Origin of the sequence: Morganella sp. GD04133 (genome assembly GCF_029835375.1) — a bacterium.
GTDB classification, from domain to species: Bacteria; Pseudomonadota; Gammaproteobacteria; order Enterobacterales; family Enterobacteriaceae; genus Morganella; species Morganella morganii_B.
In genome coordinates, this window is the sequence record NZ_JAODZS010000060.1 from 1 (window position 1) to 13841 (window position 13841).

The window sequence follows — 13841 nt, forward strand, 5'->3', positions numbered from 1 at the left end:
AGCCTGCGCACTGCGCTGGGCCAGGTTACGCACCTCACCGGCAACAACCGCAAACCCGCGTCCCTGTTCACCGGCACGGGCGGCTTCCACGGCGGCATTCAGTGCCAGGATGTTGGTCTGGAAGGCAATACCGTCGATCACACTGATAATGTCGGCAATTTTCTTCGAGCTGTCACCGATGCCGCGCATGGTGTCCACGACATCATCCACTACCTTCCCGCCGCGCCCGGCGGTCTCAGAGGCGGTTAATGCCAGCTGACTGGCCTGACGGGCATTATCGGCATTCTGGCGCACGGTGGCGGTCAGTTCTTCCATGCTGGCAGCCGTTTCCTCAAGAGAGGCCGCCTGCTGTTCAGTCCGGGAAGACAGATCGTTATTACCGGCAGCGATCTCACTGGCACCGTTGTAAATCGCATTAACCCCGTCACGGACATTACTGACTGTCCCTGCCAGTTCCCCCTGCATATAGCGCAGAGTCTCAGTCAGTTTATTCACCTCATCACAGCCGCGAATATCAATGGTTCTGGTCAGGTCTCCCCCGGCAATATGCCGGATGTTATCCAGTACATTGTTCAACGGAACAATCAATATGCGCTTAATGCTTAACCATATACCAATCACAATAAGCAGTATCATGCTCAGTACGGTAGTCAGTATCCATTTTGACTGAGCATCGGACTCTTTATCTTCTTTTACTACGTCTTCGGTAAAATTGTTATTGTCCCGGCTATAAATGGTGTATTGCTTCAGATAAGCATCCTGACTGGCTTGTGTATCCTGAGACATTGCTGAGTTTAAATCATTATCTCTTACAAATTGCATTAATTGAGTGAGGGTTTCATGGTAGTTGTTATAGGCATCCTCCAGCTCTTGTCTTTTTGTACTCATGACACTTGGCACAGAATGAAATTGCGCCCAATTATTTTCAGCGTTTTTTATATGTTCGGCTGCATTATTTAATAACTGAATCGCATTTTCGTTTAATATACCATCATTATTTTTCATTTGGAGAAGTGTACGACTGAGATCCAGCCGTGTACTTAATAATTCTGACCAAACATTGGCCTGCAGATTTCCCCGTGAAGTAAGATTATGTAATTGATTGAATGAGGTGGTGTTTTTCCCCATTGTGTTAAGATATAAAGCACTCGTTAGTATTTGTAATATACAAAATATTAATAAGGTTGCAATCAGTATTTTGGTTATTTTCAATCGCTCAAGCATTTATGTCTCTCTATTATTTATCATTGCAATACGTTGTCTTTAAATATAAATTTGACTACCCTTAATAAGGGTTGGTGTAAATTTAAGATGCCGTTGTAACAAAAAAATAATCTAAGCAATGTGGCAAAATTGAATGGCTATAGTATCCATCATTTGGATATTTCCATGTAAAAAAATTAACTGTAAATAAACCCCGGTTATCTCGTTGATTTTAAGAAGGATACTCAGGATATGCATCCAAAATACAGGATGTGCACCTTGTGGTTTGTTTATTGTATAACGGGTAAAAGGTTATACATCATGTAAATTAATTTAATTAATTAGAAATGTTTTTAGCTCCTCAATCCAATCGTTTAATTCGATCGAAATTATATCCATTAATAGATTTTATCTATCAAATGTATTTAATCGATCGTTGTATTTGATTGACTGATATTTGTTAATCTTTAAATTCAGATAGTTATCTTTACTTTTCTGGTCAGTTAAATATTACTCTTAATTTGGGTTGAAATATGATTTTACAATTAGATTTGATCCTCTGTATCCGAACGTATTCATTTCCTCTTATCAGAATACATTCTGATCAGCGTCTTCCGGTTAATAGGAAGCGGACAGGTTCAGAGTATCTTCCTGAATTACTTTGTTTTATACTGTTTTCCTGTAAATAATATGACGTATTGAGACAAAAATGGATAAAGTCAGCTATTTGATTGATATTTTGGAACAGGCGATTCCAAACCTGAATACCCAAATACTCAGTAATAATTTACCGAAGACAGAAAAGCAGGAAGATGTACTGGATTGGTTATATCAATCCCTTTCATCCCAAAGATTAATGGATTATGTTGAATGGACTGAGTATTTTGGTGAGTACCCTGATATAGGGCTGCTGGATACGCTGTCTTTATCTGAGTCACCTAATGAGTTCATACTGGCTGAACTCAGCGAGGTTGACTGGAATACCGTTAATATTGATCCTTATATGCTTCCTTACGAACTGCCTTATTTAGAGCACATCAATACTTTTTTGACCGAAGAAGAGTTACGGTTAGTTGATTTGGCTGATTTTGAAAATGCGTATATTCTCTGTGTCAGAAATGATGAAGAGATTATTAAGAAACTCAATGAAGCATTGAATACCGTTGATATGGGGATCAATGCGCGACCACCGATGAACAGAAAAGACACGGAGAGTTATATTCGTTCTCTTATTGTATAATAACGCTAAGAGTCTCCGGTTTGTTCATGGTGATGCTGATGGATTATGATATTTGAAGATGATTTGTTATATGAAGCTTCATTTTATGAAAATAAATGTGTGAAAATTTATGCAGATAGAATCAATATCTCATTTCTGAACTAATAATGAACAGAATGATAATGTATTCCTGCCTTTATCATTCTGTTGCAATCGCTCAGTTTATCCTTCAGCCGCCCCCTCATCTGAACCCGGGCAGTCTGTGTGTATTGGGACTTATTTATTGGCCTACCGAGTAGGTGGTGGATCTGAAAGCAGAAGCAATAAAACTAAATGTACCTGCACCAACAATATGATTCAGAACTCTCACATCCTGATTTGAGCTGGTTGAACATGATAAGGCTCTGTGGTACAACGCGCTGAATGCCACCAGACCTTCCCCCCACGTAATTTCTCGCGTTGGAGCAATTACCGCGTTACAGAATGACTTATGATATTTAAATATTTCTTCCACACCTTTAGCAATATCACAACTCGAAAAGCACAGACAAGTATCTTTCAGGTGTGGCCATGCAATTTGATCGAGTTCTTTCCAGGTAATAAAGTCGTCTGTTAATGCAATCCCGTCTTCAGAACCATGCCCGCTAAAATGCACATATTTTATGTGTTCATTCGCTGCATATTTAATGGCTTTTTCAAAGTACGCTTTGTTGATCACTTCAAGGTGCTTTGCTGATATTCCCTGCAGTTTCAAAACTTCTTTAAGAGTCGCACCTTCATATCTGTCATCGTAAATATCTTTAGCACTTCTTGATTCAATAATCAGAATTTCATTTTTAGCCACAGTCAGTTTACCCGGAATTAAGTTATTTTTGGTGTATAGGGATTTGAGAAAACAGCGTATCCTGCTGATTGATTTCGCTCAGAATTTCAACAACACAGAGATGATGCGCCATGGCTGAGTTTACACTGAGTTCTCTTTCACAACCAGAAAAACAGCTGACAGAAGAGAGTACACACACTTGTTAATATGAACGGAAAATCCGTCTCTCCGGCATCACACTACTATGCCCTGGTTACGTAAAAAGCGAAGACGTCTGAGCCTGTATTGCAATACGGCGCTGTTTATGTGGCTGAGCCTTTATGAGAGGGTACAGATGTCTTTAACAGCAACGACCGGAAATCCACTGTAGCCGGAAAAGGGAAAAGCCCCGCTTTTCAGCGAGGCCTTATAAATAGTGGTGCCGGACCCGGAATCGATTTTATTTCTTATCTTGTTGGTTTTTAAATTTAATTTTTGATGTGATTATATTTATACCTTCATTTGCACCCCCGGTCCGGGTGTGTGATCGTTTCTCCTTAGCTGTACGTCCGGACTGCCCGCCTTTAATTAAGTTTTCCTGCAATGACATACAGGTTAATCCTGTCTGAAAAGGCTAATCTGTTTTTTCAGGTAATAAACGGAGCATAAATACACCGACAACAAGCGCAATAACCGTCAGCAATACCCGGTCTGCAGCCAGAGAGAGAGAACCTGCACCGGGTGTTAAATTAAATGTCAGAGCGATAGCCGTCAGACAAAATGTCCAGTAACCATACCGTTTTGCGCCGACCATCAGCATCACGAATAATAACATTCCGACGAGAGAAGCATGCAACAGGGGAGTCGTATAAAAACCCAGTAAAATCCCGCCTGCAGCGGCACCGGCTACAGTCCCGGCACTTCTTGCATATAACCGGGACAAAGTAGCCGAACGTTCCGGTTTCATCACCCGTAAACCGGCGGCGGGTAACCAGCACGGATGAGAGCTGGCTGTCATCAGCGTTGCCAGTATGCTGTCAACCAGAGCTGTCAGCATCATAACGACTGTAAATCGTTTTACCGGTGGCTGATGTATATCAACCGGCTGTACCTCCGGCGGTTTATTATTGCGTGGTAATAAAAGAGCAGCCGGAAGAACACCCCAGAATGTCCCGGCAGTAAATGCAGCGCTGCAGAATGTGACCCCTTGTTCAGGGACTTGTCCCACGGAAAGGAAATAGGCCAGCACACCTAATGCAACGGGCAGACGCAGGTATGAACCACGCAGTTCCGCAACAGCCTGAAGAAATGCACAAAGTACCGCGTAAATAAAAAATGACATACTGCCGAATGTGACACTGAACCCCAAAACAGCGAAAAGAGAAATAATACCCGCCCCGCGCAACAGGAAAAGCAGTGAGCCCTGCAAAGGAAGAACCGGAAAGGAAACAACCAGCAAATAAGCGCCGAAAGCCATCAGGCTCCCGAACACGGGTTGACCGGCCATAATTCCGGTAATCCAGGGCAATATAATCCATATTGCCGGAAAAAAAGCGATGGCAGTTTTGGGGAGGGGGATTTTCATCAGTATATTCCGGTTCAGAAAGTTGCTCCTGTCACTGACGAACATTTATATCACACACCTGACGAATACCGGAACTTAACAGTATGCCTGCAGTTGTTTCCGGCAGCCGGTTCCGATAGGTTATAACACAATTCAGTATATCATCATGAAACAATAATCTGTTTTTGATAAAGTAAGAATAACAGCATATATTATCCGGCTATAAAATGTACCATGGTGAATATTGACCAACAAACTGCTAATCTGGTTATTGTATTATTACTGCTATGCAAGTGAGGATATAATGAAAAAACTAATCATTGTTGGTGAAATAGTTGCTGCTATGACCAGTGCCTTCGCTATGGCTGCCGATAGTACCGGCCCGAAACATGATGTTACGCAAAAACCGGTCTCACAATGGACCTGTGACGATTTTCTCTCTGTTGATGAAAGTTTTTACCCGACAGCTGTTGGTATAGCCGGGATTATCACCGGTAAAAATAAGGTTGAAGATTCCACTATCGATGTGCAGGGAATTATGACTGCAACCCCGGCAATTATTGAATCATGCAAAAAAGATCCCAAATCCTCTTTTTTACAAAGAGTTGAAGAATTTGGCAAATCATACTCACAAATATCCGGCTGATTGATACACTGAGGGGGCATTTATCCCCCTCAATCCTGAAATATTGGTGAACTATGCGGGCGGAAGAACAGGTTGTTCTTCGTAAGCCATTTTAAATGACTCTGAGGCGTCTGTTAAACTTGTGGCGATTCACAAGATATCCGTCTGAATTAGCTTTGAATTGAGTTTGAGTATGCTTTCAAGAGATGGTATTTACACTGTTGATGGCTGAGATTTTAAACAATACGTTCCCGGTGCCCTTTTTTACTGCTTCATCAGTGAAAATTTTGTCAGTTACATTGAAGCCGGAGATGAAGAAAGGGAAGAGGTCAATATCGGATAATGACAGACAGCCCTGTAATTCAGGGCTATCAGAACTCAATGAGTAATCGATTTAGAGAATAACTGGATAATAATAATGCCCAGTGCAATACATCCCAGACCAATTAATGCCGGATAATCAAGTTTTTGTTTATAAATAAAAAATGACAGGGCTGAAACAAGAAATATCCCTGCTCCGGCCCATATCGCATAGGCGATACCAATATTCATACTTTTGACAACTTGCGATAAACCATAAAAAGAAATAGCATACCCGATAATTACAATAATACTGGGTACTAACTTTGTGAATCCATGAGACGCCTTCATCATGGTTGTCGCTGTTGTTTCAGCGATGATAGACACCATTAAGATTGCGTATACTTTCAGCATAAAAACCTCTTTAACTTATCCGGCAAATATCTCAGGAAATGACGCTTCCGTTCGTTTTTGTGGATGTAAATTACCATTAAAATCAACGCCTTAGTAGGCGCTTATACCAGGGAACCGGAACCGGATGTACAATAGCACGTAAAGCACGTGCATAATCCATAATTAATCCGGGGGTCCATGCCATCATCAGAGCACGCCGGCGAATTTGAGCAGCGATCCACAACTCCGGCATACAAAGTACATTTAAAACACCCATAAAATAACTTCTTTTTTGCATGGACAAAACGCCATCTAATGCGGCTTCCAGCGCATATGCAACACTACTGGAACAGTTCTGGTATGTCAGGTTATAAACAGGATGCCGGCGATATTTTTCCCAAAAATTCAGCAAAGAAGCATGATTATAAATATTAAAAACAATCTGTCTGTCAGATTCACACCACTCGGATGCTTCAGTTTGATAATCGGGTAAAAACCTTCCGGGAACATTATTATCAGCAGTTGCTTTTAATAACCTGAAAAACTCTGACGGAGAACGATCAATATCTTCTTCCGGGTATAAACTGATATAGAGATGCGGACGGAGCTCCAGAGATGCATGTCCTGTAGAGATAACCCCCTCGGAATCAACTGCCGCAATATAACGGTTAATAATCGGACGTGGCACAGGACGCTGGTTTGCGGAGCCTTCGGGTGTCCAGATATGAACAGTTAAAACAGCATCTTGCTCTGCTGTTGCATTTAAAGACGGTAATTGTGCCGTATCCGTTATTGGCAGAGCTATCCCTTTCTTCTTAAACGATACAGGTGAAGGCCTCATCAATTCAAATACGGATGTTCCCCGCTGAATATGACGAGCCCGAAATGCTATCTTCAGGCATCCAAAACCACTCCCTATCATTAAAAATCCGATAAAAAAGGAAATTGTTGCCTGGTGATGGGTAAACAGAAAAAAGGCAAACAGGATTTCTGTTCCCCCCCATAACAGGATTAATTTCCATCCCGGAAAACGAATAATCCAGGCTGATACAACAACAAATAACCCGGTAACGAAAAAAATAAAACCAAACATTGCCGTTAGTAATACATTACTATATGTCTGATTAATTAAGATAACCAATGCACAGAATAAAAACAGACTACCTTTAAAGAAAAGTATCGTTTTTTGTGTCCCGATACTGCCTGAAGCGACACATAATGTAATCAGACTTTCAAATAATAATAAAAAACCAAATAAATGTATTGGAAAAAAAATAATACCATCAAGACCATCAATGAAAATAAATATACCCATTAAACACCAGAGGAGTCCCACTCCCCAGAGGTAATGAGCTTTCCCTCTGATAAAATCGGCACCAAAGAGTAATAATGTAATCTGTAGCATTACCTGTCCTTTATTACCATATCAATATCAGGAAATTTCACCTAAAACAAACCAGTTCCCGACAATCATTACCGGATCATTATTACTGAAAATAACACTCCCGCGATCTTCTATATTCCACCAACGGCCTTCCTTATCTTTCAGACTAAAGGTTATCCCCGGAAGAGTGGTATTTGCCTGCTTTTGTTCCCAATGCCGGGCGAGCTTTTCACGATCGTCAGGGTGAACAGATGCTATAATCTGCTTTATATCAGAAAGAGCTGTGAAGTCAGTTTGTTGAAATAAACCATCTGTATTTCCCCATTCAATAACACCATTATCCAGATTAAGTTGGTATACCAAATGCTGTAGTTTATAAACTCCTTGAGTGTTATCAATTCGATGAGTACTTCGGGTCACAACCCGTAAAAAAACCATTAATAACGATATTAATGTCAAATATCCCTGTATCAGCCACAGTGATTCATGACGAAACAAACCATGCAGATAAAAAGGTCCCTGCTTGCTACGGGTGTAATAGATTGTAATCGTCGCAAGTATTAACAACGCTATTGACCCCCCCCGATTTCCCCACAATACAGACAGCATAACAGCAAGTAAAACCGGAATGCAGAGTAACGATAATTTGGCAATATTACGTTGCTGATGAAAATAGGCGTGGTATATCTGTATTGCAGTGTCATTGAATATCAATATAGTGCTGGTAATAAGAAGAAATAAAATAGCACTACCCCAAATTATATTAACTTTAAGGGAGGGGGCCATCCATTTGAAACGGGTATTAATTAACCCCATAATTACCGTTGTTGCAAATATATTACCAGTAATATCAGCAATAAACCCATCCCAGAATATATCTTTAAGTGATGTATTATCAAACCAATACATATGGGCAGAAAACAAAACCGCATCTGCAAAGCTGACAATTATTGTTACTGATAGCCATAACAATATTATTTGCAGGTCATCTCCCTGCCGGGCATACCTGCGGACAATCCAGGCAATAACAATACAAGAAAGCACAGCCAGAGCAGCGTATATAAACGAAAGGGTAAATTCCTCACTATCAAAGCCATTCATTACCATGTTTAACACGATGAAGCCAATTAGCAGCAGCAGCCATTGGCGTTTGTGCATACATAAAAAAGCGGTTGTTGCGACTCCGGCAGGAAACCAGACAACAGATATATCAGAATTTTCAGGTGTGAGTATTTCCGAGATTTCACCTGTCACGTAATAAAGTAATAACCATCCTATTATTACGACTAATGTGGTTTTGGTTGATAACAAGGATGTTTTCATAGTTTATTTTAGATTGTATATCATAATGACTATCTGACCTTATCTTTATATAAAAAGATCAGTATTATTTTCCTGTTCAGAAAATATCAAAATTGTACCTTTAAGTATAGCCATAATACTGAATTTATCTCATTTTATGGCTGTAAGTATCCCGGAAAAAAGTCTCATTCAATTTCAGAGATCTTCATCCATACTGATATGTATCCTGAGGAGATCGCTATGCGCAAAGCCCGATTTACTGAACATCAGATTATCGCCGTTCTGAAATCCGTCGAAGCCGGACGGACAGTCAAAGATGTCTGCCGTGAAGCCGGTATATCCGAAGCCAGCTACTATAACTGGAAAGCCAAATACGGCGGAATGGAAGCGTCTGATATTAAAAAATTAAAAGATCTTGAAGAGGAAAACCGGCGTTTAAAACAGATGTTTACTGACCTGAGTCTTGAGTGCCGGGCTCTGAAGGATGTTATCGAAAAAAAGCTTTAAAAACAGCGGTAAAGCGGGGGTTTGTCAGTTACCTTATCGAACAGTATTCGATGAGCATCCGTCACGCCTGCCGGGCCTTATCGCTGAGCAGAACGGTGTATTTTTACAAACCGGATACCCGGTGAAAATGCGGATGGATAATGGTCCGGAGCTTATATCACTGACACTGGCACATCGGGCGGAAGAGCATGGAGTAATACTGGAATTTATTAAACCGGGTAAGCCGACTCAGAATGCCTTTATCGAACGTTTTAACCGGACATACCGGACCGAAATACTGGATTTTTATCTGTTCCGGACACTGAATGAAGTACGGGAGATCACGGAACACTGGCTGAGGGAATATAACCGGGAGCGTCCGCATGAATCCCTGAATAATCTGACACCGGAAGAATACCGGTTATTAGCTGAAAATAACGAAATCTCAAAAAGTGTGTGGAACTGAAACGGGTGTACTTACAGCCGTGCTGGTTACGGACAGCAGAAGGAACCCGGTTTCTTGATGACAGGACGGCATGATGTACACAAAGGGGGAATTGACTGACTGAGTTTGACTTTGACGGAGAAGATCTGTAAAACTCGCACGCATAAAAAAACAGACTTGCGGGAACAAGTCTGTTTCTTAAGAGCTTTCATTTAAACGCGGTTAACAATGTTAGATACGTTTTGTTTTGCTCTTTTCCTTACCTGTCAGAATAACATCATGTTTAACTGACAAGCGGGTTCTGAATTAGTGGTGCCGGACTCGGAATCGATATTTGCATCTAACTAGCTGTAATTTAATGTTATTTTTAGATTTGATTATTTTTATACCCTCATTTGTACCCTCAGTCCGAGATCATACAGTAATGAAGGACCAAAAACGGCATAACAGCAGGTATAAATCCTACCAGTGAGCCTGAGGTCTTAAAAGGATATTACAGGATGATTTTACCTCCTTTAAATGATTATGTATTTTGTTTTTTCCATACCTGAGCATTTACTCAGATTTGTTGACGATCAGTGAAGTGTTCATACATTTTCTCTGTCATCACCCAAAGTGCTTTATTCAGACGGATATCACCATCGATACCGGTCACGGCCCGGGTGTGTGATCGTTTACCCTTGGCTGTACGTCCGGACAGTCCGCCTTTAATCAGGTTCTCCTGCAAACGCTGGTACACCGTCCACAGGTCATCTTTCTTATCTTCCCACCGGCGGGGTTGCAGCACCTGTTCTTCTGTGATCGGCTGGTGGTCATCCCCGAACCGGTACGTGATAGCGGCATATGCCAGCGCCTGCTGTGCCGGTGGCGGTAACAACAGAGACTGCATCTGTTCACGTTTTTCAGCCACTGCATCAAACGTTTCCAGTACTTCATATGCTCCTTCAATTACTTTATCGACGACATTACCTTTGTGAGGCACACGCACTTCACCAAAGGTATCACCACAGACCAGCCCGTTCTGACAAACCGCACGGAATAATCCCGGCAGCATCTGATAACTGCTGGTGCCGTCATGACTGTTTAACAAAATAATTTCCGGTACCTGAATACCGGTAATCTGGTCATGACGGCGAAGGCGTAGCATATGTTTGGTGTGCTCCCGGCGACTGTCATCCCGGACACGGGTCTGGCAGGCAAAGAACGGATAAAAGCCTTCCTTTTGCAGGCTCTCAAGCAGGGTTATGGTGGGAATATAAGTGTAACGGCGACTGCGGGATTCATGTTTTTCTGCTGAAAAGACACTGGGTACCGTGCAGTATAATTCTTCGGTGGTTAACGGGCGGTCACGACGAATAATATTCGCCCTGCCGAAGCGCGAGGCTAAACGGGTCATAGTCATTCTCCGGTAAAATTAAACGGGTAAAAGGGTAGTCAGATAAAAACCCGTACTGAACGGGATAAAGAAACAGATAAGATGAGGTACGGGCTTTTTATACAAAGATGTATCAGCTGGTGGGGTGAGTTCTTCGATATGCGAGTAAACCAGTGGCTTTCCGTGCCCGAAGAATATCGGTCGCAGTGATACTATGTGACGGTTCAGTGAAACCGTTGTTGCGCCGGTCAGTGCGGACCAGTGCGTATTTCTCCGCAAAAGCGTTCAGTGCCTCATATAACGACACCCCACGGCGGAGGCAGGCTTCAATGACGCGCTCATCACAAAACTCCGTGTCGTTCAGAGTGAGGCCATAGTGCTGCCTGAGTAGGTAAGTCAGCAGCGTCTGCCAGACGGCAGCCGGTGAGTCGGGTAATATGCGATTCTTCATGAATATCGTCCTCAGTTAATCGATAAGATGAAAAATAGCGGCACACTCGTTATGCTGAAGGGCGTAGTCACGTAACTGGTAAAAATACTCCACCAGCACGGGACTCTCCGTTTTAAATGACCAGATACTGAACGTCATTAAACAGACAGCGATACCGGCTGCTTCCGGACTCAGTTCGGCATTATTACCGTTATGCGGGTTAAACATCGGGAGCGATGTTTCAATCATGTCAGGCCAGATAAAGGCACCGCCATTAGAAAGCATACTGAATTCCCAGAAGGCACCGTGATAAATCTCACACAGATTATCCATCATCTTAAAAATATCGCCTTCAATATGCTGCCAGCCGGGAATGGCACCAAAGTAAAAACGCCAGAATGAATCTCTGCCACGGGGATGGACAAGGTTAGTTTTGATTGTCTCTGACTCTTGTTGATGCAAATTAAACATAGTGATAATCCTTTCAGACAGAATAGATACAGGAAAATAAAAAACTTAATCATGAAGTATTGCGTTTTTTATCGTGATATTTTTTAAAGAATTAAATATTAAATAGAGTGAATATTCAGTATTGTTTATTCAGGAGGGTAATATAGGTGTGATTTTTATTCCAGTTTAATATTCATTGTTTTTTAATAACTGGTCGGTGGGTAAGATCATGGAACGACCTGTATTCCTTTATTTTTATGGTTGTGTTTGTATGCGAAAATTAATTCGTGATTTTATATTGAGAGTTTTTGTATAAACAGATCCCCGATGATAGTTGTATCTTCGGGGGGAGGTATTACAAAAATAAATTCTTGATATATTTGCTTTCAAACGTTACATCCATTACTTTGCTATTTATAACCAAATTAAAACCTCCTTGCTGGGCAGTAATTGATTCTATATCACTATCACTTAATATTCCTTCTTCTATGAAGTATGCTCCCTCTTTTATTTCTGTATGTGCGATTAAGTATCTTCTTTTTTTATTTTTATACATGCGTATTAATTCGTCTTTGTATTTGCTATATTTTATTTTTCTTATGTCAAGGTTTTTTATTTCATTTGGAATGATTTTGTTTTTGTATAATATGGGGATTGGTAGTATTTCAATATATACTCCCATGGAAAGCTTATAAGGATCATTATCTTCATTGTTATGTTTAATATGAATTTTCGCTGATGTGATAATAACAGTGTAGAAATCAACACCGTCAGCATCATATAAATCAGTTAATATTGTTGATATGATATATTTCAATTTATCATATATAAAAGCATTTCTTGTATTTTTATTATTTCTGTAGAGAGATAATTCATCCTTATGAAAATTAATTTCTCTTACTATACCTATTATCATGTGCTTTCTACTAATGTTTATTTCTTTTGTTTTACGGTCGAGGTATACGGGGTATATTAATGTCTGAGGTTCTTTTTTTCTGTTTTTAATATACCAGTCCTGAATTATTCCTTCAAGAAAGTTTGATTCTGAATATCCCATTGCTTTTGATATTGACTCTATTTTATCAAAGAGTTCTTTACTTTTAAAACTTATGGTTTTTCTGTATTTACTGGCCATGTGCTTCATCCTTATCGGTGCTGCACTTTTGGTTTAAAGGTGCTGCACTTTTGATTTGTTGGTTTTGGGTTTTATCATTTTGCACCAGGTCTGTCAATGGTGATGCACTTTTAACTTGTTATTATAAATCAGTATATTGATTTTTATAAAATGAGCGGCAATCCTGTCCTGTCCTGTCCTGTCCTGTCCTGTCCTGTCCTGTCCTGTCCTGTCCTGTATGTGTATGTGTATGTAATAAAATACTCTGATTGCATATCTTCTGGTGTGGTGATCTTTAGTGTAGGGATTGAGATTAAAGTTTCTCAGATTTCTTTCTGATGCTGAAGTGAGTTGTTTTCTTTTCTTGAATGGAAACATAATATCAGAGTTGTTTTTAAATTCGTTACATATATCCAGTACAGTTATACTGCTGTATTCAGTCTGTTTAACTTAGTTATATACTGACGGTATAGTAATATATTATAAGGTTATTATATTATAAGGTTATTATATGTTTATTATATTATAAGATTATTATAAGGTAATAATATCATAATGTTATTACACAGATAAATAATAAAGGTATTCTAATCAAATAAGCTATATAAATAAAAACACTAACATGTGATTAATTAAATTCAATCACCCTCATGGTTTTTGTTAATACATCCCTTTTAATTTCACTTTTATCCTTAACAATAACGGTGTTCTTTATGAATCATGATGAATTAAAAATAAATGATAAATAT

General features: G+C 40.2%; 12 protein-coding genes and 2 pseudogenes. 4 read left to right on the plus strand and 10 right to left on the minus strand.

All coding sequences use genetic code 11. The features are described 5' to 3' along the window. Window positions 1-1224: methyl-accepting chemotaxis protein (locus N7387_RS20245; RefSeq protein WP_279800814.1), on the minus strand; the 1224-nt coding region annotated here is incomplete at its 3' end. Between the two features lie 688 nt (window positions 1225-1912). Between N7387_RS20245 and N7387_RS20250 the strand changes: the two genes are divergently transcribed. Then, window positions 1913-2443 carry a hypothetical protein gene (locus N7387_RS20250; RefSeq protein ID WP_279800815.1) on the plus strand — a complete coding sequence of 177 codons (531 nt, stop codon included), beginning with the start codon at window positions 1913-1915 and terminating at the stop codon, window positions 2441-2443. Window positions 2444-2702: 259 nt separating this feature from the next. Here N7387_RS20250 and N7387_RS20255 read toward each other — a convergent pair whose 3' ends face one another. Beyond that, window positions 2703-3266, minus strand: a complete 564-nt coding sequence (locus tag N7387_RS20255; protein ID WP_262881776.1) for a hypothetical protein — start codon at window positions 3264-3266, stop codon at window positions 2703-2705. A 592-nt stretch (window positions 3267-3858) separates the two neighbouring features. Continuing rightward, window positions 3859-4731, minus strand: coding sequence for an FUSC family protein (locus tag N7387_RS20260; protein ID WP_262860664.1), 873 nt, complete (start codon window positions 4729-4731; stop codon window positions 3859-3861). A gap of 361 nt (window positions 4732-5092) precedes the next feature. Between N7387_RS20260 and hdeA the strand changes: the two genes are divergently transcribed. After that, window positions 5093-5434, plus strand: a complete 342-nt coding sequence (gene hdeA / locus N7387_RS20265; RefSeq protein WP_279800816.1) for an acid-activated periplasmic chaperone HdeA — start codon at window positions 5093-5095, stop codon at window positions 5432-5434. Between the two features lie 196 nt (window positions 5435-5630). Next, a pseudogene (locus N7387_RS20270) lies at window positions 5631-5729 on the plus strand (type I restriction endonuclease subunit M); the annotation flags it as partial. Window positions 5730-5791: 62 nt separating this feature from the next. On the opposite strand, the gene N7387_RS20275 reads toward N7387_RS20270, so the two are convergent. The 3 genes from N7387_RS20275 to N7387_RS20285 form a co-directional block, all read right to left on the minus strand. After that, complete coding sequence (locus tag N7387_RS20275) at window positions 5792-6127, minus strand: SMR family transporter (RefSeq protein ID WP_279800817.1); 336 nt, start codon at window positions 6125-6127, stop codon at window positions 5792-5794. 82 nt (window positions 6128-6209) lie between these two features. Then, window positions 6210-7511 (minus strand): MFS transporter, encoded by a 1302-nt coding sequence (locus N7387_RS20280; RefSeq protein ID WP_279800818.1) that lies wholly within the window; start codon window positions 7509-7511, stop codon window positions 6210-6212. Between the two features lie 27 nt (window positions 7512-7538). Beyond that, window positions 7539-8813: an MASE1 domain-containing protein gene (locus N7387_RS20285; RefSeq protein WP_279800819.1), complete on the minus strand. Its 1275-nt coding sequence runs from the start codon at window positions 8811-8813 to the stop codon at window positions 7539-7541. A gap of 219 nt (window positions 8814-9032) precedes the next feature. Between N7387_RS20285 and N7387_RS20290 the strand changes: the two are divergent. After that, window positions 9033-9744 (plus strand): annotated as a pseudogene (locus tag N7387_RS20290) (transposase). 538 nt (window positions 9745-10282) lie between these two features. On the opposite strand, the gene N7387_RS20295 reads toward N7387_RS20290, so the two are convergent. The 4 genes from N7387_RS20295 to N7387_RS20310 form a co-directional block, all read right to left on the minus strand. Beyond that, on the minus strand, window positions 10283-11119 hold the full coding sequence (locus N7387_RS20295) for a DUF932 domain-containing protein (RefSeq protein ID WP_279800820.1): 837 nt from the start codon (window positions 11117-11119) through the stop codon (window positions 10283-10285). Between the two features lie 112 nt (window positions 11120-11231). Next, window positions 11232-11549 (minus strand): TA system toxin CbtA family protein, encoded by a 318-nt coding sequence (locus tag N7387_RS20300; RefSeq protein ID WP_279800821.1) that lies wholly within the window; start codon window positions 11547-11549, stop codon window positions 11232-11234. Window positions 11550-11564: 15 nt separating this feature from the next. Next, window positions 11565-11999 (minus strand): antirestriction protein, encoded by a 435-nt coding sequence (locus N7387_RS20305; RefSeq protein ID WP_279800822.1) that lies wholly within the window; start codon window positions 11997-11999, stop codon window positions 11565-11567. Window positions 12000-12333: 334 nt separating this feature from the next. Then, window positions 12334-13113 carry a hypothetical protein gene (locus N7387_RS20310; RefSeq protein ID WP_279800823.1) on the minus strand — a complete coding sequence of 260 codons (780 nt, stop codon included), beginning with the start codon at window positions 13111-13113 and terminating at the stop codon, window positions 12334-12336. Window positions 13114-13841: the final 728 nt, after the last annotated feature.